Here is a 25,417-nt window from a genome sequence, read left to right as displayed (position 1 = left end):
CGCTGCTGAAGGGAGCGCGAGGATGAAGCGCCAGTTCCTGCTACCCGATCCCGGCGAGGGCCTGCTGGAGGCGGAGATCGTCGCCTGGCGTGTGGCCGTCGGCGACGTGATCGCCGTCAACGACGTGCTCGTCGAGATCGAGACCGCCAAGTCGCTCGTGGAGTTGCCGTCGCCGTTCGCGGGCACCGTCACGGGGCTGCTGGTCGCCGAGGGCACCACCGTCGAGGTCGGCACGCCGGTCGTCGAGATCGACGACGGCGTCGAGGCCGAGGAGCCCGTCCCGAACCTGGTCGGCTACGGCGCCAGCGACGCGACCCCCGGTAGGCGTCGACGCCGCGGCCGCGAGGCCCCGGAGCGCTCCGACGCCGCCGACGCGCTGTCCGCCGCGTACGACCAGCACGAGCCGGGCCGCCGCGCCGACGAGATCAGCCCGGCGACCACCGTCGTCGCCGAGTCGACCGGTGATCCGCTGCCGACGCCCGGGGAGGCGCCGGCCGAGTCGCAGCTCGTCCTCTACTCCGATTCAGCCGACGCCCGGGCCAAGCCGCCCGTGCGCAAGTACGCCAAGGACCTCGGCGTCGACCTGTCCACCGTGGTCGGAACCGGCCCCGACGGCACCGTCACGCGGCGCGACGTCGAGGCGGCCGCCGCCTTCCGCTACCTCGATGAGCAGCCGCGGCAGGGCCGCATCCTCAACGACCACGCCTCCTTCCAGGCGCCCCGTGAGACGGGCGCACCGCAGGCGGGGGCCACGTTCGGGAGCGCCCCGTTCGGCGGCTCGGGCTTCGGCGGCGGCTTCGGGCCGACGGAGGGGCTCGGCGGCTTCGATCCCCTGCAGGGCCGCGCGGAGCGGAGGGTGCCGATCAAGGGCGTCCGCAAGGTGACGGCCGAGAACATGGTGCGCTCGGTGCGCAACCACGTGCACGTGACCGAATGGGTCACCGTCGACGTGACCGGCACCATGGAGTTCGTCGAGTCCCTCAAGTCGAGGCGGGAGTTCGCCGGCCTGCGCGTCTCGCCGCTGCTGGTCTACGCGAAGGCCATCTGCCTGGCGCTGGGCCGCAACCCCGACCTGAACACCTCCTGGGACGAGGAACGCCAGGAGATCGTCTACCACGGCGACGTGAACCTCGGCATCGCGGCCGCCACTCCCCGCGGCCTGATGGTGCCCAACATCAAGGGCGCCCAGCGGCTTAACCTGCTGCAGCTCTGCCAGGCCATCAACCAGCTGGTCCAGGTGTCGCGTGAGGGCCGTCTGCAGCCCGGTGACTACGCCGGGGGCACCTTCACCGTCACCAACGTGGGCGTCTTCGGCATCGACGCGGGAACTCCGATCATCAACGGTGACGAGTCCGCCATCTTCTGCATGGGGGCCATCCAGCGGCGCCCGTGGGTCGTGGGAGAGGGCGCGGAGGAGAGGGTGGTGCCCCGGTCGGTCACGACGCTCGCCGTCGCGTTCGACCACCGGATCATCGACGGCGAACAGGGCTCGAGCTTCCTGCACGACGTGGCGTCCATCCTGGCGGAGCCCGCGCTGGCGCTCCTGTTCTGATCCGACAAGCACAACGCCGTCCCGGGTCACCCGGGACGGCGTTGTCGCGTCGTGGCGGCAGGCGGCGGTCAGGAGGCGGTGGGGGCCTCCGGCTCGACGGCCGCAGCGGCCTCCGCAGCCTTGGCGGCCTCGCTTTCGCGCAGGGCGAGGAGCTTCGTGGCCGAGACGCCGATCTCGATCAGCACGCGCAACGCCAGCACCTTGACCAGGACACCGGCCAGGCCGACGAAGATGCCCTGCACCAGGATGGTCACGGCGCCGCCGCCGTAGGCGACGGCGGCGATGAGGCCGAAGAGCCACTCAACGCCCAGGGCGATCACGCCCAGCATGAAGATCAGCTTCGCCGAGGTGGGCAGCGACAGCTTGGCCCAGGAGAAGTCGAAGGGGCTGGGGTCCTTCGGCGCGGGCGCCGGGACCTGACCGGGGAAGTAGCCGGGGGCTGGCTGACCCTGCCACTGCGGCTGGGCCTGCTGGTTCCAGTCCTGCTGGGGAGCGGCCTGCTGGTTCCAGTCCTGCTGCGGCTGGCCCCACCCCTGCTGGGGTGCACCCTGCTGGTTCCAGTCCTGGGCGCTGGCCTGGGGCTGTGCCTGGTTCCAGTCCTGGGCGCTGGCCTGGGGCTGTGCCTGGTTCCAGTCCTGGGCGCTGGCCTGGGGCTGTGCCTGGTTCCAGTCCTGGGCGCTGGCCTGGGGCTGTGCCTGGTTCCAGTCCTGGGCGCTGGCCTGGGGCTGTGCCTGGTTCCAGTCCTGAGCGCTGGTCTGCGGCTGGGGCTGGCCCCAATCCTGCTGGGCCGGCTGCCCCCAGTCCGGGTTCTGCTGCTGGGCGCCCCACTCGCCGCCCTGGCCGTTGTTCCACTGTTGGTTCGACATGGCGGAAAGTCTGCCACTGTCACGGCTCAGGCGGGCGGACCCGCCCGTTACTGGATGGGGTGTCGTCGGATCCGTGGCACCGGCGCAGGGGCGGACGCGGCGCCGTCGGTTCCGCGTCCGTCACGTCGATGGGGGACACTGGGCGCATGCCAACGCCCACCCGCTTCCAGGTCGATCTTGACGCCCTGCAGCACAACCTCGACGTCGCGCGCCGGCTCGCGGGGGCCGCAAGGTGCTGGCGGCCGTGAAGGCCGACGCCTATGGGCACGGGCTCGTGGCGGTCGCCAGGGCGATCGAGGAGCGTGGGGACGCGGACTGGCTGGGGATCGCCGTCACGGACGAGGGGACGCAGTTGCGCCGCGCCGGGATCCGGCTGCCGATCCTCAAGTTCTCCCCGACGCTGCCCGACGACCTCGCCGAGGCGCTCGCGGCCGACGTCACCGTGTCGGTCGGGGACCTGGCCGCCGTGCGCAGCCTCCAGGAGGCGGCCGCCGCGGCGGGCCGCACCGTCGACGTCCACCTCAAGATCGACACGGGGATGCGGCGAGTCGGCGCAGAGCCGGGGGAGGCGGGCGCACTGGCGGCCGCGGTGCTGGCCAGCCCGAACCTGCGGGCCACGGGGGCCTTCACCCACCTGCCCGTCAGCGACGTGCCGGACGGCGCCGCCTTCACCCGCGCCCAGCTCGACGCCTTCGGGGCAGTGGTCGACGATCTGACCGCCGTGCTGGGTCCGCTGCCGCTGATCCACGCCGCCAACTCCGGCGCCGTCCTCGGCCACGACCTGTCCGGCACCACCATGGTGCGGCCCGGCATCATGATCTACGGCTCCGCGCCCGACCCGCTCACGGCGGGCGGCGGGCAGTTGCGCGACGTCGGCCGCTGGACGAGCCGGGTCACGTTCATCAAGCGCATCCACGCGGGGGAGACGGTCGGCTACGGCCGCACCTGGACCGCGCCCCGCGACACCTGGATCGCGACGGTCGCCGTCGGCTATGGGGACGGGTACTCGCGATTGTTGTCGTCGCGGGGCCGGATGCTCATCGACGGCGCCTCGTACCCGATCGTCGGGCGGATCTGCATGGACCAGACCATGCTCGACCTCGGCCCCGCCACGCCGACCGTGCAGGTCGGCGACGAGGTGGTCCTCATGGGCAGCAGCGGAGACGAACGCATCGGCGTCGAGGAACTGGCCGAGCTGATGGGCACCATCACCTACGAGGTGACGTGCCTGATCACTGCGCGGGTGCCCCGCGACTACGTCTGATCAGCCGGCCTCGACGACGACGCCCGTGAGCTTCGGGCGCCTGCTGGGAAACTCGGCCTCGGCATGCCGGGCGATGGACAGGGTGGACCAGCCGTCGACGGCGGCGCCCACGCCCCCGCCCACGAACGGGATCCGCTTGCCCACCCAGACTCCCAGCCGCTTGCCGCCGAGCTGGTTGAGGGCCCGGTCGAGCAGCGCCTTCGAGACCTGCCCGTCCAGGCGGGCGTCGAACACCGGAGCGGTGGCCACCACGAGCGGGGACGCGGGGAGGACGCCCTTGGAGATCAGCGCCGCGTTGCCGGACGGGCCGAGCATCACCATGAGGATCGCCGTCCGGACCCGCCGGTCGGACAGTTCGTAGCCGCGCAGGTGGGCGATGCCCGCGACGAGGCGGGCCTGGAGGAACGAGGCGGCGGCGACGTTGACGGGCATGGTGAGCAGCGACACGAAGAAGCCGCCCCAGTTCGTCGCGAACCCCTGGCCACCGGCCATCGCCACGTGGGAGGTGACCATGCGGCTGATGGCGTCCTCGACGTCGTTCTTCTGCAGCAGCAGCTGCTTGGCTGTGTGCTTGGCGCCGGGCAGCTTGCCGCGCCCCTCGATCGCGAGGTCGAGGATCTCATGGAACGCGCTGGCGGTCAGCCCCTCAGCCACGGCGAGGGCCTGGTTGGTGTTGTCGCTCACGGCGGCCTCCTCTCAGGCATCCAGAGTGTCACACGAGCCAAGCGGGATCGAGCGTTCTCAGGGTTGAGGAGGGGACGATTCAGGGCGAATCGGCGCGGAGCGACGGAACCGGCGGCGGCGACTGCCAGACTGGCCCGATGGTGGGCACGCTGTTCGGGAGCCCGGGGGACTGGCCCCGGCACGACCTGATCGGCTTCTCGCACGAGTTCGCCGCCCCGCTCGCGCTCGAGGGGTACCGCTGCGGCGTGTTCCCGATGCCGCTCGACGGCGTCGACATGGGCTGGTGGTCGCCGATGCGCCGCGGGCTGCTCCCGCCCCGGGGCCTGCGGGTGACCCGTTCGCTGCGGCAGTCGGCCAGGAGATACACGACCACCGTGGATGCGGCCTTCCCGGACGTCATCGCCCGCTGCGCCGACCCGGCCCGCCCCGACGGCTGGATCGACACCAGGATCCGCACCGCGTTCACCGCGCTGCACCACGCAGGCTGGGCGCACTCCGTGGAGGTGTGGGACGGCGACGTCCTCGTCGGCGGGCTGTACGGCGTGCACACCGGCGGGCTCTTCGCGGGCGAGTCGATGTTCCACGACCCGGTGCGGGGGCGGGACGCGTCGAAGGTGGCCCTGCTGCGGCTGGCGGTCGAGCTGGCCGCCGTCGAGGTCGACCTGTTGGACGTGCAGTGGCTGACGGAGCACCTCGGGTCGTTGGGGGCCTACGAGGTTCCCCGCGAGGAGTATCTGCGTCGCCTCACAGCCGCGCTCGAGCGGCCGACCCGGCCGTGGGAACGTCCCGACAGGATGGGCGGCCAGCGACTCCTGGCCGAGTGGGGCGCCGTCCGTCAGGCCTGATCACTCTCTGTTAGCGTGACTGGAGGCGGCGTCGGGGCCGCCCCGTCCCGAGGAGTCGACATGCCGGAGTTGCCGGAGGTCGCGGCCCTCGCCGCGGGCCTGGACACGAAGCTGCGCGGGCAGGCCATCGCCGCGGGCCACCTCACCTCGTTCGCCGCCCTCAAGACGTATGCGCCGCCCCTGGATGCCCTCGCCGGGCTGGAGGTCGACGGGGTCACACGCCACGGCAAGTTCATCGACGTCGCGGCCCAGGGCCTCCACCTGATCTTCCACCTGGCCCGCGCGGGCTGGGTGACGTGGCACGACGTCGCGCCGAAGGTGCCGGCCCGCACCGGCCGGTCGGGCCTCGCCCTGCGGATCGTGCTCGACGACGGGTCCGGCTTCTCGCTGACCGAGGCGGGGACGCAGAAGCACCTGGCCGTCTACCTGGTCGAGGACCCCGCCGCGGTGCCGGGCGTGGCGGCGCTGGGGCCCGATCCGCTCGCCGACGACTTCACCGTCGACGACTTCCGCGCCATCCTGCGCCGGGCCGGGCGCGCCCAGCTGAAGGGCGTGCTGCGGGACCAGCGGGTGCTGGCCGGCATCGGCAACGCCTACTCGGACGAGATCCTGCACGCGGCGCGGCTCAGCCCGTTCAAGCCCGCCGACGGGCTGGATGACGACGCCACCGCCGACCTGTACGGGCACGTCCGCGGGGTGCTGGGCGACGCGGTGGCCACCGCCCGGGAGGTCCCCTTCGACCAACTGAAGGACGCGAAACGCTCCGGCATGCGGGTCCATGGACGCACCGGTCAGCCGTGCCCGGTATGCGGCACGACGGTGGCGGAGGTCTCGTTCGCGGACTCGTCGCTCCAGTACTGCCCGACGTGTCAGACGGGCGGCAAACCGCTGGCCGACCGCCGCATGTCGAAGCTGCTCAAGTAGGCACGGCGCCGCGGGCCGTGCCGCGACGCCCTAGGCTCGGGGCATGTTGGAGCACGCCATCTGGTGGCACGTTTATCCCCTCGGCGCCGTCGGGGCCCCCATACGCACTGAGCACGGCGACCCCGCCCCTCGGCTGCGGCGCCTGGAGGCCTGGCTCGACTACGCCGTCGAACTCGGCTGCAACGGGCTGCTGCTCAACCCTGTCTTCGCCTCCGTCAGCCACGGCTACGACACGCTCGACTACTACCGCGTCGATCCGCGGCTCGGCGACGACGCCGACCTGGACCGCCTGATCGCGCAGTGCCGCGACCGCGGGATGCTGATCGTCCTCGACGGCGTCTTCAACCATGTGGCCCGCGAGCATCCGTGGGTGCTGGCCCGCCCCGACCTCATCGCCCACGACGACGACGGCGTCCCCCGCGCCTGGGAGGGCCACGACTCGCTCGTGGAACTCGACCACGCCAACCCGGCCGTCGCCGACCTGGTCGTCGACATCATGGGCCACTGGCTCCGCCGGGGCATCGCCGGCTGGCGCCTCGACGTCGCCTACGCCGTCCCGGCCGCCTTCTGGCGCGACGTCACCTCCCGGGTCAGTGCCGAGTTCCCCGAAACCGTCTTCCTTGGCGAGGTGATCCACGGCGACTACCCCGCCTTCGTGGCGGATGCGGGGCTGACGACCGTGACCCAGTACGAGCTGTGGAAGGCGATCTGGTCGTCACTGAAGGACACGAATCTGTGGGAGCTTGCCCATGCCATCGAACGTCACGCCGCGTTCTGCCGTTCGTTCCTGCCGCAGACGTTCGTCGGGAACCATGACGTGACCCGCATCGCCTCGCTGGTCGGGTCGGCGCGGGCGGCACTGGCCGCCGGGATCCTGATGCTGCTGCCCGGCTCGCCCAGCGTGTACTACGGCGACGAACAGGGCTACGCGGGGATCAAGCGCGACGAGCTGGGCGGAGACGACGACGTCCGGCCCCTCCTGCCGCCCTCACCAGCCGACCTCAGCCCGCTCGGGGCCCCGATCCACCAGGCCTACCGGGACGCCATCGGGTTCCGCCGCCGTCACCCGTGGCTGGCCTCGGGGGCCGTCGAGGTGACAGCGCGCGCCAACGAACGACTCGCCTGGCGGATCACGGCGGGGGAGCAGGCCTGCGACGTCGTCCTTGACCTGACGGCGGGAACCCTGGTCGCCGTCGCCGCGGACGAGACGCTGACGATCGGGGCCTGAGCCGGCCCAGGCCACGCAGACCCGGAAACGCAGGAAGGGGCCCGGCCGAAGCCGGACCCCTTCACGCGTTGCTGGTACTCAGCCCCAGATGCCCGCGTTGCGGGACTCGGTGGCGTTGTAGCCGTCGGCGATGTTGCCGAGGAGCACGGGCATGCGCTGCACGATGTCCTGCTGCTTGGCGGCCGAGGCATCCCAGGAGCGCTGGACTTCCTGGTACGAGTTGCGGGCGTTGTCTTCCCACTGGCCCAGCGAGGTCGACAGCTCGGCCTTGAGGGTCTCCAGCAGGTCGGTGAGCTCCTTGTGGGCGTTCGACAGAGCCGAGATGCCCTCCTGGAGACCCGAGGCGGAGTAGATGGTTGAGTCGCTCATGTGATTCTCCTGTGAAGTCGGTCGATCGGCGGTCAGCCGATGAGCCCGGCGATCTGGTTGGCGGTGGCCTGGTTCTCTTCCTCACGCGTGCCGTACTCACGGAGGGTTTCGACGAGCGAGGTGTGGATCTTGTCGAGCCCCTGCTTGACCTTCTCGAACTCCGAGTCGAACTGCTGGTAGCCGCGCTGGAACGCCGTGGAGGCGTTGCCGTGCCAGCGGGACGACAGGTCGGTCATCTGGCCCTGGAGGCGCGTCTGCAGCGTGTGGATCTGCTGGTGCTTGGTCTCGATCTGCTGCGTCGCCTTCTGCATAGCAGCGCGGTCAACGGACTTGTCGCCCATTTCGTGTTCCCTTCGACGATGAGCCACGAGGCTCGTGGATCAGCAACTTCGATGTCTCGGGCTGCTGTGCTGTCGTGCAAGACACTATGCGGCTGGTGGCTCACTTCCCAGAGCCGGGGCCGGAAAAGAGTAGGAGTACCTAGCCGGCGTGGGGGCCTTGACGCGCCGGTCAGCGGCCGACCGGGATCACGGACTCACGCGACAGCGCGAGCCGTTCGCCGAGGCCCGGCCGGAAGAGGCTGATCAGGCTGCCGGGGACGGCCATGGGCTTCACGTCGCCGTAGCCCAGCGCCGCCCGGTCCGACGCCGTCGGGATGGGGTAGCTGCGGCCGTTGAGCAGCAGCACGGTCGCCGCGGCGTCCGGGTCCGTGATGTCCGCATTGCGGAGCAGGGCGCCGCGCATGGGCGGCGAGCTGATCAGGTCGATACCGCCGCTCGGCACGCCGATGTCGCCGGGGATCGTCGGTGTCGTCTGCCCGATGCTCAGCTTCACGCGGGTCGCGTCGCCCTCCTCGAACGTGGCGCAGATGGCGACGTCCCGCAGGCTCGTGTACCCCTCCGGCGGCCTCGGCTCGAACATGGGCACGCCCTCGTCGGAGAAGTTCTCCGTCTCGCTCTGGTTCTCCACGACGTCCAGGTCAGTGATCTCGGACGGCTCGAGCGGGTCGTTCTCCTGCTGCTGGATCAGCTTCATGTCCAGGTAGGCGATGCGGGCCAGACCGTCGTTGAGCTGGATGTAGTAGCGGTCCATGCCGTCGCTCTGCCGCACCACCGCCATCTGTCCGATGGAGAACTTCAGGCTGCTGAAATCGGCGGGCTCGCCATAGCCCGGCACCTCCTTCTCGTCGATGGAGGCGCCGATGGGGATCGCCGAGATCCACGACGCGCCCAGCTCCGCGACAGGCAGGTTCTGCGCCAGGCCCGAGGGCTGGCCGGGCCGCGAGTACAGCTGGTGGAGGCGCCCGTCGACCAGCAGATATTCCGACTCGTCGTGCCCGCGCACGACGATGGCCGCGTTGGTGGTGGTGTCGCTGCGGCCGAACTCGAGGGTCAGGTAGCGGTCGGAAGTCGAGCAGAGCCGCAGGGGGTACTGTTCCAGCGTCTTGGCGTCGGGAAGCTGCCGCGGCGCGCCGGGGATGCCCTGCATCGGCTCGACCTTCTGCCCCTCCATCGAGTTGGTGGCGATGTCGATGACCCGCGGCATGGACGTGGCATCGGGACCGGCGGCCAGCAGCCGCGCCGACGCCACGTCGGTGACGGGAATGACCTTGCCTTCGAGCTGCACGAACAGCGCGCCCGACTTCGGGTCCGACAGGACGACATTGTCCTCACCGGCCCACTGGTCCTTACTGGCGCCTCCGCTGATGATCCCCAGCAGTGCGGTGCCTGCGAGCAGCACCACGCCCAGCAGCACAGAGACGAAGGTGGCCGTGCCCACCCTCTTCAGCGGCGGGGTGGGGTCGTCGGGATCCCGGTTCACGAACGCGGCGATCATGCGCCGCGATGTGAAGGCCTGCGCCTTGAGAAGGTCCTTGCGGGTGGCCATGGCCCTCCTTGGTCGCTCCGGGTCCGCTGCAACGGGGCCACTCTAGTGCGCAGGCCGGGGCAGGCCGTCGGCGTCGGGGGCCGGAACCCCCGGGTCTGGTCCGTCCCACCCCATAGAGTGGGCCCGTCGCGAAGGAGGACCGATGGCGCGAAGAACCATGCCCGCCCGGGGCGCCATGCCCAGGCGGATCCGCTCTACCCGGTTCATCCCGCTTGTCGTCACCTGGCAGGTCGTCGTGGTGGTCGCCATCGTGCTGGTCCTGCAGTGGCAGATCTGGTCGGTCGCTCTCGCCGCGCTGCTGCTGCTGACCGCCATGCTCCTCACCATCCCCGTGAACGGGCGCACGCTGCTCGCCTCGCTGCAGGTCCGGCGCGGATTCCGCGTCCGGGCGGGGAGCCGCGTCCCCTTCCCCGACCTCGCCCCCGACCTGGTTCCGCTCGGCCAGTGGCTGCCGCGCCTGGAGGTCACCCAGATCAAGGACGCCCACGACGGCGAGATCGGCGTCGTCGCCGACGGCGACTCGTGGGCCGGCATCCTCGAGGTCAGCGCCGACAACTCGCTGTTCACCGACCGCGGCGCCAAGCTCGACCTCGCCGCGCTGGCGGCACTGACCCGCCACGACGACGTCGTCTTCGCGGGCATCCAGGTGATCACGTGCACGGTGCCGGCACCGTCGGGGGCCCTGCTGCCCGCCAACTCACCCGCGCTCCAGGCCTACCGGGAGGTGCTGGGGGAGCGCACCCCTCCCGCGCTGCGCCGCACATGGATCGCGCTGCGGCTCGACCCCCGGCTGTGTCTGGAGGCTGTCGGCCGCCGTGGCTCCGGCCAGGTCGGCGTCTTCGCCACCCTGCGGTTCGGGCTGCACCGCGCCCAGACCACGCTGAAACGGCTCGGCGTCGTCACCGAGCCCCTCGACCCGCTGGGCATCGCCGACGTGCTCGCCCTCACCACTGGCGCCACCGAGGTGACCGACCCCGACCGCAGCCACGAGCAGTGGGAATCCTGGGTCTGCGACGGGCTCGTGCACGGGTCGCGCAGCATCGGCGGGCTGGGCGACGAACCCAACACCGCCTATCAGCGGCTCCTGGACGTGCTGAACCGCACCCCGGTGCTGTTCGCCTGCTCGTCCTTCACCGTCTCTCCTGGGGAGCCGGCCGCGGGCGCCCTCCGGCTGGTCACGTCGAACCCCGAACAGGCGAGCCAGGCCGACGAGTATGTGCTGGCCAACCTGCCCGGCGGGCTGCGCCTCGGGCCCCGTGGCGGCGTCCAGGTCCCCGGCCTGCTCGCCACGATCCCCCTCGGAAGGCAGGTCCCCGCGTGACCGAGATCACATTCCAGGCGCTCGCGCCCGGCAGCCCCGACCAGGAACTGCCCGTCGTCGCGACGGGCCCGTCCGGGCTGCTGCTCGGCCACGGCGCAGGCGGGCCCGTCACGCTCCGCCTGTTCCGCAGCCAGCCGACCCGCGTCTACCTTGCGGTCCCCGAGTACCTGTCGTGGCTGCTCGCCTTCCGCGCCATGTGTATCGGGGCCCACCTGTCCGTCATCGCCTCCGACCATCGACGCTGGCTGGCGCTGGCCGACGCCGTCCGCGCCTGCGGCGGCACCATCGACGTGCTGCGCGACGCGGAAGCCGTTCCCGGCCAGGGCCGGCCCTACCGGCCCAGCCTCGTCATCGACGAGGTCGGCGCCGTCGGCACGGGGGACCGCCTCGGCGCCTGGCAGGCTCTCGCAGTCATCGGAGATCCCGCGGCAAGCAAGGCGATCAGCGACCTGCGGGCCTGCGACATGGCGCTGATCGCGCCGCTGGACACCAGGGGCGGGGAGCATCTGCGGCGGGCCTATGCGCTGGGCCCGGCCCAGGTGAGGGCTGTCACGGATCTCGACGAGTCCGAGGTGATCGTCGCGGGCGTGCGGCGCATCGCCCGGGTGCAGGCGCCGCCGTCGCCGACCGAGTACCGGATCCTGTTCGGCGGCTGAGGCCCCGGACGGGTCAGAAGCGGCTGGCGAAGTAGCTGTAGAGGTCGAGCACACCCAGCAGGGTGGGGATGACGCCGATGATGGCGAGCCACTCGAACACGTCGCCCCAGCGGCCCCAGGTGGGGGAGAGGACCTTGCTGAACGTGCGTGCCGAGTAGTGGGCCAGCCCGTAGCCGAGCACGAGCAGGCCGAGGAAGACCGCTACGAGCCCGAGGCCGGAGCGGGTCGCGTCGAAACCCGCCGAGCCGAGGGCGACGCCTACACACACGACACCGCCGACGAGCAGCGCCAGGCGCTGGCCGAGGCCCACGAACGCGCGGGCCCGCAGCAGGAACGCCAGCCCGACGCACAGCGTCAGCAGCGTCGGCCACAGGCCCCGGGTGGGGAAGACGACGACTATGGCCGCCAGCGCCGCCGTCAGCGATGTGGCGGCGAGCATCGCCCCGAGCAGGCGGTCGGCGAGCAGGGCCCTGTTGACGATGTCGGACTGCACCGGGGTCTCGTCGGCCAGCATCGCCTCGGTGGTCATCGGCAGGTTCGGCAGGGCGATGCCGGCGATGCGGTAGCTCAGTGTCGGCAGGAATGTCGTCAGGAACGCCATCGCCACCATGGTGATGGCGGCGACGTCGACGATCTTCCCCTGGAAGATCGTCATGGCGCTCGCCGCGATGACGGTGAACAGCGCGGCCAGCGCCGCGGCGAACAGGGCGAGTGCGCTGACCCGGGCGGCCAGTGCGCAGGCTGCCGAGGCCACCAGCACGAAGGCGCCGGCGAGCAGCAGGCGCAGGTAGACGGGCACGCCGGGAGCGGAGATCGGGTCGGCGGCGAACCAGCCGGTGATCCCCGCCAGCGCCACGCTCGCCCAGGCGAGCGCCGTCGCCGTCACCGTCTCGCGGGCGGCCCTGGCCAGCGCGATCGACGCGATGGCGCAGGCCAGCGCGAGGAACGCGGTCCCGCCGAGGACCAGCCCGAGCGGCAGCATCGACATCGGGTCGGCCGCGATCACCTCGGAGCGGGGACGGGGCCAGCCGAGGATCCCGAGCAGCGGGGTGCCGATCAGCAACAGCAGCATCAGCGTGATGCCGACCCGCTGCGAGTGGACGGGCGCCCAGGAGGGACGCGAGTTGGTGGCACCCGCCACGGCGTCGACGACGTCGTCGAAGGCCGCGTCGGGGATGGCGTTCTCGCGGTGACGGAGGTGCAGGGTCTCGCCGTCGCGGATGTTCAGCTTGGAGATGGGGGAGTACAGGTCGAACGGGTCGGAGCCGAAGCGCTGCAGCACCCAGGCGTGGACCGCCTCGGTCGGGGTGTTTGACTCGAGCCCGGAGAACCTCAGGATGCTCGGCATCAGCTCACTCAGCGTCACGGAGCCGGGGAGGGCCAGGTCGACGCGGCGGCTCGTCGAGATGATCGTGACGCGCGAGAGGTCTTCTTCGGACGGGGTACTCACGCCGCTCACCCTAACGGCAGCGGGGCGCATGACCCAGCATGTCTGCGCGTGCCCCGAAGCCCGCGGTGGCGGACGGGTCGTCGGTTAAGTTAGGCGTCGACGATCTCCGGAGGGAAGCGCACGCATGGGTCTCATCACGTTCCATCGGCCGAAGCGGGTCAATCCGCCGGCGATGCCACGAGGCGACCTGTTGCTGGAGTCGCCACCGGAGATCCCGCCGCCCGCAGCCTCGAAGCCGTTCGGCAACGTGCTGAGGATGCTGCCGATGATGGCGGGCGGCCTCGCGATGGGACTGATGCTCACCTCGGGTGGCATGGCGGGTAGGGGCGTGATGCAGGGCGTCGTCAGCGGGCTCTACGCCGTCTCCATGATGGGCATGATGCTGTCGCAGGTGGGGCGGCAGAACGACGACCAGTCGGCACAACTCGACGCCAACCGGCGTGACTACTTCCGCTACCTCGCCCAGACCCGACGCAACTTCGCCAAGACTGCGGACGAGCAGCGCGCCAGCGTCGCCTACCGGCACCCGGCCCCCGACAGCCTGTGGACCGTCGTCGGCGGGATGCGCATGTGGGAGCGGCGCCCCGAGGCGGAGGACTTCGGCTCCGTCCGGCTCTCGGTCGGCCGCCAGCAGTCGGCGAAACGGATCACCCCGCCCGAATCGCAGCCCATCGAGGACCTGGAGCCGCTGACCACCGGCGCGTTGCGTCGCTTCATCCGCACCCACCGGGTGATCCAGTCTGTTCCGCTCGCCGTCGACCTGCGCGGCTTCCGCGCCGTCCACCTCGTCGGTGACGAGGAGGCGTGCCGCAAAGTGGCGTTCGCGATGGTGGCGCAGCTCGTGACGTGGCATGCGCCCACCGACGTGTCGCTGATGGTGGCCGCCGGCAAGGCGAACCAGCAGTCATGGCAGTGGGTCAAGTGGCTGCCGCACCTCCAGCACCCCACCGAGGCCGACGGCGTCGGCCCGGTCCGCATGTTCGCCACCGGCGCCAGCGAGCTGTCGCAGCTGGGCACCTCCGCGCAGGGGGCCGAGGTGGCGCCGTCGCTGACGGTGATCGTCTCCGACGGCGTCGAGGGCGTGAACTCGCAGCAGTTCGTCACCCCCACCACGCAGGCCGTGACCATCGAGGTGACGGGCAGGAAGGACGTGCCCCGCACACTCGAGTCCGGCGTCGCCGTCTTCGAGGTGAGCGGCGACACCGTCATCCTGCACCGCCGCACCGCCAAGTCGCAGCATGCCCGCACCCCGTTCGGTCGGCCGGATCAGGTGCCGATGGTCTACTGCGAGATGCTGTCGCGGGCCATGGCCCCGTACCGGATGCCGGAGCTGGTGGCCGGCTCCGATGAGTCCGGCGCCACCGAGGTGGTGTTCGAGCCGCCGAAGGATTACCCGGCGATGCTCGGCACCGGCGATCCCCTCACGATGGATCCGCGGATCGCCTGGCGGCCCCGCCCGCTGCGGCAGCACCTCCGCATCCCGTTCGGCACCGCCGAGGACGGCACCCCCGTTGAGCTCGACATCAAGGAGTCGGCGCAGGGCGGCATGGGCCCGCACGGCATCTGCATCGGGGCGACGGGCTCCGGCAAGTCGGAGTTCCTCCGCACCCTGGTGCTCGGCCTGGCGATGACCCACTCCACCGAGCAGCTGAACCTGATCCTCGTCGACTTCAAGGGCGGCGCCACGTTCCTCGGCCTGGACGGGCTGCCGCACGTGTCCGCCGTCATCACGAACCTGGAGGGCGAGCTGTCGCTGGTCGACCGCATGGCCGACGCGATCGGCGGCGAACTCGACCGACGGATGGAGGTGCTGCGGTCCGCTGGCAACTTCAAGAACCGCGAGGACTACGAGGCGGCGCGCCAGGCCGGTGCGGACATCCCACCGATGCCCAGCCTGTTCATCGTCGTCGACGAGTTCTCCGAGCTGCTGTCGGCCCGCCCCGAGTTCATCGACCTGTTCGTCCAGATCGGCCGCGTCGGCCGGTCGATCGCCGTCCACCAGTTGCTGGCGTCGCAGCGGCTTGAGGAGAACAAGCTGCGTGGCCTCGACACGTTCCTGTCGTACCGGATCGCGCTGCGCACGTTCTCGCCGGCCGAGTCCCGCACCGTCATCGGCGTCCCGGACGCCTACGAGCTGCCCACTCCGCCCGGCAATGGCTACCTCAAGTTCGACACCACCGGCATGACCCGCTTCAAGGCGGCCTACGTCTCCGGCCCGTGGCACGGGACCGCGGCGACGGCGCCCGAGCAGCTGAGCCCGATCGAGGACGTCGTCGTCGAGTCGAAGGGCTGGACGCCTCCGGTGCTGGAGTTCCTGGCCGACTACGTGGCACCCGTCCAGCCGCCGGAGCCCGAGCCGACGGTGCTGCCGGCCCGCGCCGCTGCGCCGGTCAAGCCGGAAGAGGCGGTGGCGGAGAAGGAGGAAGAGGACGAGGAGGAGACGCTCCTGTCGATCGCCGTCGGTCGGCTCAAGGGGCACGGGTGGCCCGCGCACAAGGTGTGGCTGCCCCCGCTCGACGATCCACCGACCATGGACCAGCTCCTCGGCGGCCTCGTTGAGGTGGAGGGACGTGGCCTGCAGGCGGCCGACCCGGCTCTGCGCGGCACGCTGCGCGCCCCCTTCGGGCTGATCGACCGGCCCCGGCACCAGCGTCGTGATCCGTGGTGGATCGACTTCGCCGGCTCCGGCGGCAACCTCGCCGTCGCCGGCGGCCCGCAGGCGGGCAAGTCGATGGCCATGCGTGCAGGCATCGCCGGCCTCGCCCTGACGCACACGCCGCAGGAGGTGGGCTTCTACATCCTCGACTTCGGCGGTGGCGCGCTCACCTCGATGCGGAACCTCGCCCACATCGGTTCTGTGACGGGCCGCCTCGACGTCGACCGCGTCCGCCGCACCGTCGCCGAGATCACGTCGCTGCGCGCGTCCCGCGAGCTCCAGTTCGCAGAGCTCGGCATCGACTCCATGACGACCTACCGGCAGGGGCGCCGGGACGGCAGCATCCCCGCCGACCGGTTCCCGACCGACATCTTCCTCGTCATCGACGGCTGGGCCACCCTCAAGACCGAGTTCGAAGCCCTGGAGCCGCAGATCCAGGCGCTCGCGAACGGCGGCCTCGGTTTCGGCATCCACCTGTGGATCGGCGCGGCGAAGTGGTCCGAGATCCGGGCCGCCACGAAGGATGCGCTGCAGTCCAGGATCGAGCTGAAGCTGGGCGACCCGTTCGACTCAGAGATCGACCGCAAGATCCAGGCGATCGTCCCCACCGGTCGTCCGGGGCGTGGCCTGACCCTGGGTGGTCTGCACACGCTCATCGGCCTGCCGCGGATCGACTCCGTCGAGGACGCCGTCGACGTGGCGGCCGGCCAGCGGGGCTTCATCGCCGCCGTCAACCAGGCCTGGAAGGGGCCGCGGGCCGCCGAGGTGCGACTGCTGCCCGAGAACCTCGACCATGCCGCGCTGCCCGCGATCGTCCACGACCCGGCCGACCGCAGGATCCCGTTCGCCATCGACGAGATGGAGCTGGCGCCGGTGTGGCTCGAGACGATGACGGAGCCGCACTTCGTCGCGATCGGCGGCCCCGAGTCGGGCAAGTCGAACCTGCTGCGCCTGCTGCTGAAGGGCATCACGACGCGGTTCACGGCGAAGGAAGCCAAGATCATCATCGTCGACTACCGGCGGTCGCTGCTGGGCGAGGTGGAGTCGGAACACCTCATTGGGTACTACCCGTCGGCCTCGGCGGCCGGCCCGATGCTGCAGCAGACGGCCGAGGCGGTGCGCGCCCGCCTGCCAGGGCCGGACGTGACGCAGCAGCAGCTGCGCGACCGTTCCTGGTGGACCGGGTCCGAGGTGTTCGTGATCGTCGACGACTACGAACTGGTCGCGACGCCGTCGGGCAACCCGATGGCCGTGTTCGGAGACCTCGTGAACCAGGCCGGCGACATCGGCCTGCACATCATCATGACCCGCGCCTTCGGCGGCGCGAGCCGCGCGGTCTTCGGCGATCCGCTGATCAGCCGGATGAAGGACTCCGTGAATCCTGCGCTCGTGATGAGCGGCAACAAGGAGGAGGGGGCGCTGTACGGCGACATCAAGGGCTCGCCGATGCCCCCCGGCCGCGGCACGCTGGTGACGCGAACGTTCAAGGGCCTGATCCAGATGGCGCACCTGCCGAAGACGGAGGAGTAGGCCGGGCTCGGGGACCTGTGTCCGGGCTTGGCGTGCATGAATCTGGCTCCGCGTGCAGGAATCTGGCTCTGCGTGCAGAATCTGGCTCTGCGCGCTCCGAGCGGCCTCACCGTGCATGAATCTGGCTTTCGCGGGCAGTGTGCTGGTTGGGGCGGCGGCTGTGTGCATATGCGCGTAGCGGCGGCTTGATGGAGATTTGTGTTCGGGGGCCAGGGGACGGTGTTCTGGGGGTCGATCCTGGGGCCGTCCGGGTTCCCGTGCATGAATCTGGCCTTGGCGTGCATTGTGCTGGTTGGGGCGGCGGCTGTGTGCATATGCGCGTAGCGGCGGCTCCATGGAGATTTGTGTTCGGGGGGCCAGCGGACGGGGCGTGACGGGAGATTTGTGTTCGGGGCCGGGACGGGGGTGCCGGGACGCGGTCAGGAGGCTGACGAGCGGCGCGCCGCCGGGATCGCGATCGCAGCGACCACTCCCAGCAGCACCACGATCACCGACCCCACCCCGATCGCCAGCGCGGCCACCGGCAGCGCCTGCTCCGTCGGCGTCGGCGCCGGGGCCACCGTCGCCGGGGGCGACGCGACCTCCGTCGGCTCGACCTGCGGGTCCCGCTTCAGGTTCAGCAGCGCGCGCAGGGGGTTGACGATGCCCGCCCCCAGCCGCAGGTCCGGCACCTGGTGCCCCGGCGGATCAGCCGTCGCCACCAGCCGCTCCTTGACCTCAGCGGGGCTGAGGTCGACGCCGTGCCGGCGCTCGTACTCGAGCAGCAGCGCCACGACACCGGAGACGATCGGCGTCGCGAACGACGTGCCGGTCCCCTTCAGCTCGAAGGCCTGGTTGGAGACGGCGGCCGCGTCGATCGCCTGCGACGACCGCAGCCCGACGACGTTCTCGCCCGGCGCGCCGATCGTCACGTTGTTGCCGACGAGGGCGCTGCTCTGCGCCCCCGCATCGCCCTGTGTCGACGACCCCACCGAGATCACGCCAGGGAACGCCGCCGGGTAGGCCCGGTCCCGCACGGCACCGGCATTGCCGGCCGCTGCGACGACGACGATTCCCTGCTCGATGGCGTCCGCGATGGCCGCCTCGTACTCCTTGAGCGCCGGATCCTCGACGACGGTCTGCGACAGATTGATGATGTCGACGCCCTCAGCCGTGGCGAGCCGGACCGCCTCGATCGTGGCGGACAGGGGATCGCCCTCGCGCTGCTCCTCGCCGTCGGCGACGACGGTGAGGGTCCGGTAGGCGATCACCTCGACGTCGGGCGCGATGCCGGCGAAGTTGGTGCGGTTGCTCCAGGGGCTGCCGTCGCGCTGTCTGCCTGCGGCGAGCAGCGACGTGACCAGCGTCCCGTGGTCGCATTCGAGCATGCCGTCGTTGTCGTCGGGCCGGGGGCCGTCCATGAGGTCGACGGCGGTGATCCGGCGCCGCGTCGCGCCGTCGTCCCCGGTGATCGTGTCGCTCAGATAGGGCGAGCCGACGGTGTTGATGCCGGTGTCGATCACCGCCACCTTGATGCCCTTGCCGGTGGCCATGGGCCAGACGGTGTCCATGTTGAGCCGCTGCAGGTGCCAGGCGTTGACCAGCGACGCATCGGGGGTCGCCGTCGAGAAGCGGCAGTCGGTCATGGTCAGGGGCGCGGGTGCGGCGGCCGCGTTGATCGTTACCTGGGAGCACAGCAGCCCGAGCGTCAGCGCGGCCGCGACCGCCCGCCATCCTCTGTGCTTCACGGGTGCCAGGGTAGTCGCGGCGAAGTCCACGACCAACGGATCCCGACGCCAGGGGTGGCGACCTGGCACCTCGACGGGGGAGACTGGGCCCGTGCTCGGATACTTCGGTCCCGCAGGGACGTTCACGCATCAGGCCCTCCGCACCGTCACGCAGGAGGAGGCGTTGGCCTTCGCGAGCGTCCGGGAAGCCCTCGACGCCGTCCGCGCCGGCGTGATCCGGGGCGCGGTCGTCCCCATCGAGAACTCCGTCGAGGGCGGTGTCTCCGCGACGCTGGACGAGCTGATCGCCAGCTCGCCGCTCGCCATCCGGGGCGAGATCGTGATCCCCGTCGAGTTCGGCCTCTACGCCCGCCCCGGCACCCGGCTGGAGGACGTGCGCCAGGTGCTGACGCACGGCCACGCCGCGGCCCAGTGCCGCGAATGGCTCGTCACGCAGCTGCCCGCCGCCGCCGTCACGGAGGCCGGCTCGACGGCGGGTGCCGCGGCCGAGGTGGCCCGGCCCGGGTCGCGCTACGACGCCGCCGTCTGCGCCCGCGTCGCCGGCCAGCTGTACGAACTCGACGAACTCGCCTACCAGATCGAGGACAACCCGGGCGCCGTCACCCGCTTCGTCGAGGTCGGCCCCGCGGGCAGCGTCCCCGAACGCACCGGCGCCGACAAGACGACGCTGGTGGCCTTCATGCGCGCGGACCACTCCGGCGCCCTGCTCGAAATCCTCGAGCAGTTCGCCGTCCGCGGCGTGAACCTCACCCGCATCGAATCCAGGCCGACGAAGACGACGCTCGGCTCCTACTGCTTCTCCATCGACGCCGAGGGCCACGTGCAGGACAAGCGCGTCGGCGAGGCGCTCGAGGGCCTGCACCGGGTGTGCCCGACCGTCCACTTCCTCGGCTCCTACCCGCGGGCCGACGGGGGACGGCCGTCGATCGCCGTCGGCTTCAGCGACGAGGAGTTCGACGCCGCGGCCGCCTGGGTCGACGGGCTGTTCGGCGGGTAACCGCTCCTCAGGCCGGACGGATCACGGAGACGGCGCCGGGAACGACCGCGATCTCGGCCGCGGTGACGTGGCCGACGACGTCGCCGTCGACCTGGAACGGGGTCGGCGCCGACAGTTCGAAGCGGAGCCTCGTGCCGCTCAGCCGCGTCACCCGCTGCTGCGTCCGGCGGCCCGCCAGCACCCCGCCGATCATCGCGAGCACGTCGCCGCGCCCCCGCGGGGAGGCGATCAGCACGTCGAGGCGTCCGTCGGAGGGGTCGGCCGCCGGCAGCAGCGCGACGCCGGGGTGCAGCAGCCCGACATTGCCCACCGCGACAAGTGACGCCTCCACGACGCTCAGCTCGCCGTCGACGGTGACCGTCGCCGTGAACGGGGCCGCCCGCAGGTGGCGGAACCCCGCCAGCACGTAGCCAAGCGGGCCACCGGCGGTCTTCGCCCGCTCCGAGGTGTCCTCCAACACGGCCGCGTCCGACCCGGCGCCGGCGAGGACGGCGGCGAGCCGGGCAGTGTGGCCGGGGACCTCGACGCGCAGCAGGTCGAGCGGGCGGGCCGCGGCATCCAGCGCCAACCGGCAGGCTCGGGGCGCGTCGAGCGGGATGCCCAGGTTCTTGGCGAGCAGGTTGCCGGTCCCTGCGGGGAGGACGGCGGCCGCGGCCGGGGAGCCGGCGAGCGCCGTCAGCACCTCGCGGACGGTGCCGTCGCCACCCAGGGCGACCACGACGTCGGCGCCGTCCGCGAGCGCAGCCGCGGCGGGTCCGGCACCGGGGTCGTCGGGGCTCGTCGCGACCCAGCGTGGGGCCGGGAAGCCACGCCGGGCCGCCTCGGAGGCGAGGAAGCGTTCGAGGCCCACGCGGCCGCGGACCCGGTCCGGGTGCCACACCACGACCAGGCGTCGCGGGCGGCCCGCCGGTGGGGCGCCGGTGCGCCACGCGCCGGTCAGCACGCCGGCCAGCGGGGCGCAGAACGCGGCCACGAGGCCGCCGCCCAGGACGTCGCTCACGTGGTGCACGCCCAGCACCAGCCGCCCCGCCATGACGGCCGCGGCGATCAGGCCGCCGACGACGCCCGCGACCACCGTCGGCCGGCGGCGCCTGGTGACCGCCCAGGTGAACTGGGTCGCCGCGATCGCCAGCGCCACGGCGGCGGAGGCATGGCCGGACGGGAACGAGGCGTCGGCGTGCAGGCCGCCCAGCCAGTCGGTGACGGGCCGCTGCCGCGCCACCACGTGCTTCACCACCGTCGTGAGCGTCACCGTCAACACGCCCGCGAGCAGCAGGGAGGCGGCGAGCTCGCGCCACCGTCGACGCACCAGCACGACCACCAGCCCCAGCATCGCCAGGTAGGCCACCACCGGCTGCAGCACCATGCCCCACACGAGCGCCACGGTTCCCGCCCTGGCGCCTGCCACGGGCGCCGGCCACGGCCACCACACGTCGATGACGGTGGGCAGTGCCAGCGTCCAGGCCGCCACGAAGACGCCTGTCAGCAGCGTGACGAGGGACGGGACGGCGCGACGGAGCACAGCCGATTCTCTCACGCGGGTCCGGGTCGCTCCGGGATCAGACGGCGACGTCCCAGCGCCCGAACAGCGTGAACCCGGCGCCGCGACCCGTCGCGGCGGAGGCGACGTTGGTGGCCTGGCAGCGGTACAGCGGGCTCAGCCCCTCGCCGAGGATGTGTCGGGCGGTGGCCCGCACGACGGCCCTGCCCAGGCCACGGCCCCGGTGCGTCGGCGCGGTGATGACGCCGATGTCGGCGACCGCGGCCCCGTCGCCCCACGGGTAGGCGCTGCTCGCGGCGACGATGGCGTCGCCGTCGAACGCCCCGAACGCGACCCTGTGGTCGACCTCGACGTAGGCCTCGTCGACCTCCTCCGCGGAGCAGCCGGCGGCGAACGCCGCGAACGTGGCGGCGTCGTCGTGAGCAGCCTGCGGCCGTCGTGCACGTCGATCAGTTGCAGCGACCGGTCGGCCTGGAGCGCGTCGTTGACGCCGACGAGCCATCCGCCGTCGGGAGCCGTGTCGACGGGGAACCGGTCGAGCCAGAACGACGCGAACGCGGGCGCAAAGGTGGGGGGCATGGCGCTCCGATCAGGCGGGGGAGGGACGGCGGCGGACGAGGAGCCAGGGGATGATCGACACAGCCAGGACGATGCCGGTGGTGCCGAAGGCCCACCCGAAGCCGACCTGGTCCGCGACCCAGCCGGCGACCAGGGTGCCGGCGATGGACCCCAGGTCCGTGGCCATCGAGTAGGTGGCCAGCGCGGGGCCGCCGTTGCGGTTGGCTCCGATCAGGTCGGCGAGCAGGGCCTGGGAGGCGGGGCCGACGAACGCGCCGCCGACGCCCCCGAGCACGGACAGCGCCAGGAACCACGGCAGCGAGTCGAGCCAGCCGAAGCCGATGGTCGCCGCCGCGGAGATCAGCAGGCCGAGCATGAGGAAGGGGAGCCGGCCGTGCCGGTCGACGAGCCGGCCGCTGAACTGCTGCGTGACGGCGCTGCCGAGCGCGAACAGCGTCAGCGCGATGCCCGCCGCCTCCTTACCGATGGCCGGGACGGCGGCCGCCATCAGCGGCACCAGCGCGATCCGCACCCCGAAGTTGGACCAGCCGTTCGCCAGACCCGTGACGAGCAGCGCCCGGTAGTACGGGATCCGCAGCGCCTCGGCCAGCGAGAAGGTCGCCTGCGTCTGGTCGGCGTCCGGCGCCGCGCCGATGCCGCCGCGGAGGAACAGGAACACGACGGCGGCGGCGATGTAGACGGCCACCGCGTAGATGTAGAACGGAAGCCGCATGCCCAGCCCGCCCAGCAGCGAGCCGAGGATGGGGCCGAGGATGTTGCCGATCAGGAAGGCGCTGCCGTACAGCGACGACACGTGCCCGCGCTGCGACGTGGGCGCGAGCCGCACGAGCAGGCCCATGGCGGAGACGGTGAACATCACGGAGCCGATGCCGCCGAGTCCGCGGAACAGGAGCAGCGTCCAGTACGTGTCGGCGATGCCGCACAGCGCCGACGACGTCGCCACGATCAGCAGCCCGACCAGGTAGATGCGACGTTCGCCGAACCGCCCGATGAGGGCGCCGCCGGCGGGGGCGAACACGAGCCGGACGAACGCGAAGATCGACACGATCGCGGACGCGGCCATGACGCCGACGTCGAAGGAGCGGGCGAACTGCGGCAGGATCGGTGCGACGAGCCCGTAGCCCAGTGCGATCAGGAACGCCGCCGCCACGAGCACCCAGATTTCCGCCGGGACCGGCGGCCGCCCCGTGCGTCGCATCCGGCCACCCTACCGCCGGGCCGAGGTGGCGCCGGTGTGGCGCGGCCGCGGGGCACCGCGGTCGGTAAGGTTGGGCCCATGATTGATCCGAAGTGGCTGCGCGTCGATCCCGACCGCGTGCGACGCTCCCAGGCTGCCCGTGGCGCCTCCGTCGACCTGGTCGACGACCTGCTCGCCGCCGACGAGGCCCGCCGGAGCTCCATCCTGACCTCCGAGACCCTGCGCGCCGAGCAGAAATCCATCGGCAAGGACGTCGCCAGGGCGTCCGGCGACGAGAAGGCCGCGCTCCTGGCCCGCACCAAGGACCTGTCGGCCCAGGTGAAGGAGGCGACAGCGGCCACAGCGGAGGCAGAGGCCCGCTTCTCCGGCCTGATGAGCCAGCTCGGCAACCTCGTCCTCGACGGCGTGCCCGAGGGCGGCGAGGACGAGGGCGTCGTCATCGAGACCGTCGGCACCCCGCGCGACTTCGCCGCCGAGGGCTTCACCCCGAAGGACCACCTCGAGCTCGGCGAGGCGCTGGGCGCCATCGACATGGAGCGGGGCACCAAGATCTCCGGCTCGCGGTTCTACGTGCTGACCGGTGTCGGCGCGCAGCTCGAGATCGCGCTGCTGAACCTGGCCATGACCAAGGCCACCGAGTGGGGCTTCACCCCGATGATCCCGCCGGCGCTCGTGAAGCCGTCCGCCATGGAGGGCACGGGCTTCCTCGGCCAGGCCGCGCAGGACGTGTACCACCTCCCCGCCGACGACCTGTACCTCGTCGGCACCTCCGAGGTGGCGCTGGCCGCCTACCACTCCGACGAGATCCTCGACGCCGCCACCCTGCCGCGGCAGTACGTCGCGTACTCGCCCTGCTTCCGCCGCGAGGCGGGCAGCTACGGCAAGGACACCCGCGGCATCTTCCGCGTTCACTGGTTCGACAAGGTGGAGATGTTCGTCCACTGCGATCCGGTCGACGCCGAGGACTGGCACCAGCGGCTGCTCGGCTTCGAGAAGCAGTTCCTGGAGGCCCTCGAGGTGCCGTTCCAGGTGCTCGACGTCGCCTCCGGCGATCTGGGCCTCAGCGCCGCCCGGAAGTTCGACTGCTACGCCTGGCTGCCGACGCAGGACCGCTACCGCGAGGTGACGTCGACGTCGAACTGCACCGAGTTCCAGGCCCGTCGTCTCAACATCCGTGGCCGCTTCGCCGACGGCGTCCGCCCCGTGGCTACGCTGAACGGCACCCTGTGCGCGATGACCCGCATCATCATCATGCTGCTGGAGAACCACCAGCAGGCCGACGGGTCGGTGCGTGTGCCCGAGGCGCTGCGGCCCTATCTCGGGGGTCGCGAGCGGCTCGAGCCGATCCGGTGACCGACGCCGCGTTCCGGCCCCGACTGGTCGCCCTCGACATCGACGGCACCCTGGTCGACGGGGCCGGGGTGATGCCGGAGGAGGTCCGCTCCGCCGTCCGCCGCATCGTCGACGCCGGCGTCCCCGTGGTGCTGTCCACGGGGCGGTCGTGGCTGGGGACGCAGCCGGTGTTCGACCAGCTCGACCTGCCGCCCGGCTGGGCGGTGGCGTCGAACGGCGCCATGGTCCTGACCTACCCGCCCTTCGTCGTCCACGACGAGACGCGCTTCGATCCCGCCGAGGTGATCCGCCGGGTCGCCGAGCTGGCGCCCGAGGCCCGCATCGCCGTCCAGGACGGCCTCGACTGGCGGGTCAGCCGCGAGTTCCCCGAGGGGGAGCTGCAGGGAGAGGTCAGCATCGAGTCGCTCGAGGAGCTGGCCTCGCGTGAGGTGACGCGCGTGATCGTGCGTGACCCGGACAGCTCCGAGGAGAAGTTCAACGGGATGGTGGCCCAGCTCGGTGTCCACGAGGTGTCGTACTTCGTGGGCTGGTCGGCGTGGCTCGACATCGCCCCGGACGGCGTCGACAAGGCACACGGCCTGCAGATCGTCTGCGACGAACTCGGCGTCGACCCCGCGGACGTGCTCGCGATCGGGGACGGGCGCAACGACATCGAGATGCTGGAGTGGGCCGGTCGCGGTGTCGCCATGGGTGACGCGCCCGACGAGGTGAAGGCTGCGGCCGACGTCGTCACGGGCGACTTCGACGACCTCGGGACGGTGGCGGAACTGAACCGCTGGTTCCCCGCCACGGACGGCACCTGAGGCGATCCCGGCGGACATGGCACGAGG

At 71.7% G+C, this 25,417-nt stretch carries 20 protein-coding genes and 1 pseudogene; 11 read left to right on the top strand and 10 right to left on the bottom strand.

Translation table 11 applies throughout. The annotated features are described in order from the left end of the window. Positions 1 to 22 precede the first annotated feature (22 nt). Positions 23 to 1,552 carry a dihydrolipoamide acetyltransferase family protein gene (locus H9L22_RS12965; RefSeq protein WP_187720292.1) on the top strand — a complete coding sequence of 510 codons (1,530 nt, stop codon included), beginning with the start codon at positions 23 to 25 and terminating at the stop codon, positions 1,550 to 1,552. A 68-nt stretch (positions 1,553 to 1,620) separates the two neighbouring features. Here the strand turns inward: H9L22_RS12965 and H9L22_RS12960 are convergent, their stop codons facing one another. Continuing rightward, a complete protein-coding gene (locus tag H9L22_RS12960; protein ID WP_187720291.1) occupies positions 1,621 to 2,418 on the bottom strand; it encodes a hypothetical protein in 798 nt (265 codons plus the stop codon). A 128-nt stretch (positions 2,419 to 2,546) separates the two neighbouring features. Between H9L22_RS12960 and alr the strand changes: the two are divergent. Further along, positions 2,547 to 3,682 (top strand): annotated as a pseudogene (gene alr / locus H9L22_RS12955) (alanine racemase). On the opposite strand, the gene H9L22_RS12950 reads toward alr, so the two are convergent. Beyond that, positions 3,683 to 4,366: a hypothetical protein gene (locus H9L22_RS12950; protein WP_187720289.1), complete on the bottom strand. Its 684-nt coding sequence runs from the start codon at positions 4,364 to 4,366 to the stop codon at positions 3,683 to 3,685. Between the two features lie 137 nt (positions 4,367 to 4,503). On the opposite strand from H9L22_RS12950, the gene aat reads away from it, so the two are divergent. The 3 genes from aat to H9L22_RS12935 are packed head-to-tail and all read left to right on the top strand — an operon-like array spanning position 4,504 to position 7,363. Beyond that, positions 4,504 to 5,211: a leucyl/phenylalanyl-tRNA--protein transferase gene (gene aat / locus H9L22_RS12945; protein ID WP_187720288.1), complete on the top strand. Its 708-nt coding sequence runs from the start codon at positions 4,504 to 4,506 to the stop codon at positions 5,209 to 5,211. A gap of 60 nt (positions 5,212 to 5,271) precedes the next feature. Next, the gene (locus tag H9L22_RS12940; RefSeq protein ID WP_187720287.1) at positions 5,272 to 6,135 is read left to right on the top strand and encodes an Fpg/Nei family DNA glycosylase; all 864 of its coding nucleotides are present in this window, start codon (positions 5,272 to 5,274) and stop codon (positions 6,133 to 6,135) included. 43 nt (positions 6,136 to 6,178) lie between these two features. Beyond that, positions 6,179 to 7,363: an alpha-amylase family protein gene (locus H9L22_RS12935; protein WP_187720286.1), complete on the top strand. Its 1,185-nt coding sequence runs from the start codon at positions 6,179 to 6,181 to the stop codon at positions 7,361 to 7,363. 78 nt (positions 7,364 to 7,441) lie between these two features. Here H9L22_RS12935 and H9L22_RS12930 read toward each other — a convergent pair whose 3' ends face one another. From H9L22_RS12930 to eccB, 3 genes are all read right to left on the bottom strand, one after another. Then, positions 7,442 to 7,732, bottom strand: coding sequence for a WXG100 family type VII secretion target (locus tag H9L22_RS12930; protein ID WP_187720285.1), 291 nt, complete (start codon positions 7,730 to 7,732; stop codon positions 7,442 to 7,444). Positions 7,733 to 7,764: 32 nt separating this feature from the next. Beyond that, entirely contained in the window at positions 7,765 to 8,073 is a 309-nt protein-coding gene (locus H9L22_RS12925; RefSeq protein ID WP_187720284.1) for a WXG100 family type VII secretion target, read from the bottom strand. Between the two features lie 169 nt (positions 8,074 to 8,242). Further along, positions 8,243 to 9,619 carry a type VII secretion protein EccB gene (gene eccB / locus H9L22_RS12920; RefSeq protein ID WP_187720283.1) on the bottom strand — a complete coding sequence of 459 codons (1,377 nt, stop codon included), beginning with the start codon at positions 9,617 to 9,619 and terminating at the stop codon, positions 8,243 to 8,245. A gap of 142 nt (positions 9,620 to 9,761) precedes the next feature. Between eccB and eccE the strand changes: the two genes are divergently transcribed. Continuing rightward, positions 9,762 to 10,940 carry a type VII secretion protein EccE gene (gene eccE / locus H9L22_RS12915; RefSeq protein ID WP_187720282.1) on the top strand — a complete coding sequence of 393 codons (1,179 nt, stop codon included), beginning with the start codon at positions 9,762 to 9,764 and terminating at the stop codon, positions 10,938 to 10,940. After that, entirely contained in the window at positions 10,937 to 11,596 is a 660-nt protein-coding gene (locus H9L22_RS12910; protein WP_187720281.1) for a hypothetical protein, read from the top strand. The genes eccE and H9L22_RS12910 overlap by 4 nt, the downstream gene beginning before the upstream one ends. Before the next feature lie 13 nt (positions 11,597 to 11,609). On the opposite strand, the gene eccD is transcribed toward H9L22_RS12910, so the two are convergent. Beyond that, entirely contained in the window at positions 11,610 to 13,046 is a 1,437-nt protein-coding gene (gene eccD, locus H9L22_RS12905) for a type VII secretion integral membrane protein EccD (protein ID WP_187720280.1), read from the bottom strand. A gap of 124 nt (positions 13,047 to 13,170) precedes the next feature. Here eccD and eccCa point away from each other — a divergent pair, with 124 nt between their 5' ends. Continuing rightward, complete coding sequence (gene eccCa / locus H9L22_RS12900) at positions 13,171 to 17,232, top strand: type VII secretion protein EccCa (protein WP_187720279.1); 4,062 nt, start codon at positions 13,171 to 13,173, stop codon at positions 17,230 to 17,232. A 419-nt stretch (positions 17,233 to 17,651) separates the two neighbouring features. On the opposite strand, the gene H9L22_RS12895 is transcribed toward eccCa, so the two are convergent. Beyond that, positions 17,652 to 18,959, bottom strand: a complete 1,308-nt coding sequence (locus H9L22_RS12895) for a S8 family serine peptidase (RefSeq protein WP_226965852.1) — start codon at positions 18,957 to 18,959, stop codon at positions 17,652 to 17,654. Positions 18,960 to 19,050: 91 nt separating this feature from the next. Here H9L22_RS12895 and pheA point away from each other — a divergent pair, with 91 nt between their 5' ends. Next, positions 19,051 to 19,956, top strand: a complete 906-nt coding sequence (gene pheA, locus H9L22_RS12890) for a prephenate dehydratase (RefSeq protein ID WP_226965851.1) — start codon at positions 19,051 to 19,053, stop codon at positions 19,954 to 19,956. Between the two features lie 7 nt (positions 19,957 to 19,963). Here pheA and H9L22_RS12885 read toward each other — a convergent pair whose 3' ends face one another. The 3 genes from H9L22_RS12885 to H9L22_RS12875 form a co-directional block, all read right to left on the bottom strand. After that, on the bottom strand, positions 19,964 to 21,478 hold the full coding sequence (locus H9L22_RS12885) for a diacylglycerol kinase family protein (protein ID WP_187720277.1): 1,515 nt from the start codon (positions 21,476 to 21,478) through the stop codon (positions 19,964 to 19,966). 37 nt (positions 21,479 to 21,515) lie between these two features. Further along, positions 21,516 to 21,959 (bottom strand): GNAT family N-acetyltransferase, encoded by a 444-nt coding sequence (locus tag H9L22_RS12880; protein ID WP_187720276.1) that lies wholly within the window; start codon positions 21,957 to 21,959, stop codon positions 21,516 to 21,518. 87 nt (positions 21,960 to 22,046) lie between these two features. Continuing rightward, a complete protein-coding gene (locus H9L22_RS12875; protein WP_187720275.1) occupies positions 22,047 to 23,234 on the bottom strand; it encodes an MFS transporter in 1,188 nt (395 codons plus the stop codon). 78 nt (positions 23,235 to 23,312) lie between these two features. Here H9L22_RS12875 and serS point away from each other — a divergent pair, with 78 nt between their 5' ends. Next, positions 23,313 to 24,587 (top strand): serine--tRNA ligase, encoded by a 1,275-nt coding sequence (serS, locus tag H9L22_RS12870; RefSeq protein WP_187720274.1) that lies wholly within the window; start codon positions 23,313 to 23,315, stop codon positions 24,585 to 24,587. A gap of 23 nt (positions 24,588 to 24,610) precedes the next feature. Beyond that, on the top strand, positions 24,611 to 25,390 hold the full coding sequence (locus tag H9L22_RS12865; RefSeq protein ID WP_187722691.1) for an HAD family hydrolase: 780 nt from the start codon (positions 24,611 to 24,613) through the stop codon (positions 25,388 to 25,390). Positions 25,391 to 25,417 lie beyond the last annotated feature (27 nt).

Source organism: Tessaracoccus defluvii (assembly GCF_014489575.1).
Classification (GTDB): Bacteria; Actinomycetota; Actinomycetes; order Propionibacteriales; family Propionibacteriaceae; genus Arachnia; species Arachnia defluvii.
The sequence above is the reverse complement of the archived record's forward strand: the minus strand, read 5'-3'. Positions and strand labels throughout refer to the sequence as shown.

What these genes read in the sequence shown, in the direction of transcription:
- H9L22_RS12965 (WP_187720292.1), top strand. Translation starts at nt 23, where the DNA reads ATGAAGCGCCAGTTCCTGCTACCCGATCCCGGCGAGGGCCTGCTGGAG.
- H9L22_RS12960 (WP_187720291.1), bottom strand. Translation starts at nt 2,418, where the DNA reads ATGTCGAACCAACAGTGGAACAACGGCCAGGGCGGCGAGTGGGGCGCC.
- aat (WP_187720288.1), top strand. Translation starts at nt 4,504, where the DNA reads ATGGTGGGCACGCTGTTCGGGAGCCCGGGGGACTGGCCCCGGCACGAC.
- H9L22_RS12940 (WP_187720287.1), top strand. Translation starts at nt 5,272, where the DNA reads ATGCCGGAGTTGCCGGAGGTCGCGGCCCTCGCCGCGGGCCTGGACACG.
- H9L22_RS12935 (WP_187720286.1), top strand. Translation starts at nt 6,179, where the DNA reads ATGTTGGAGCACGCCATCTGGTGGCACGTTTATCCCCTCGGCGCCGTC.
- H9L22_RS12930 (WP_187720285.1), bottom strand. Translation starts at nt 7,732, where the DNA reads ATGAGCGACTCAACCATCTACTCCGCCTCGGGTCTCCAGGAGGGCATC.
- H9L22_RS12925 (WP_187720284.1), bottom strand. Translation starts at nt 8,073, where the DNA reads ATGGGCGACAAGTCCGTTGACCGCGCTGCTATGCAGAAGGCGACGCAG.
- eccB (WP_187720283.1), bottom strand. Translation starts at nt 9,619, where the DNA reads ATGGCCACCCGCAAGGACCTTCTCAAGGCGCAGGCCTTCACATCGCGG.
- eccE (WP_187720282.1), top strand. Translation starts at nt 9,762, where the DNA reads ATGGCGCGAAGAACCATGCCCGCCCGGGGCGCCATGCCCAGGCGGATC.
- eccCa (WP_187720279.1), top strand. Translation starts at nt 13,171, where the DNA reads ATGGGTCTCATCACGTTCCATCGGCCGAAGCGGGTCAATCCGCCGGCG.
- H9L22_RS12880 (WP_187720276.1), bottom strand. Translation starts at nt 21,959, where the DNA reads ATGGCTCGTCGGCGTCAACGACGCGCTCCAGGCCGACCGGTCGCTGCA.
- H9L22_RS12875 (WP_187720275.1), bottom strand. Translation starts at nt 23,234, where the DNA reads ATGCGACGCACGGGGCGGCCGCCGGTCCCGGCGGAAATCTGGGTGCTC.
- serS (WP_187720274.1), top strand. Translation starts at nt 23,313, where the DNA reads ATGATTGATCCGAAGTGGCTGCGCGTCGATCCCGACCGCGTGCGACGC.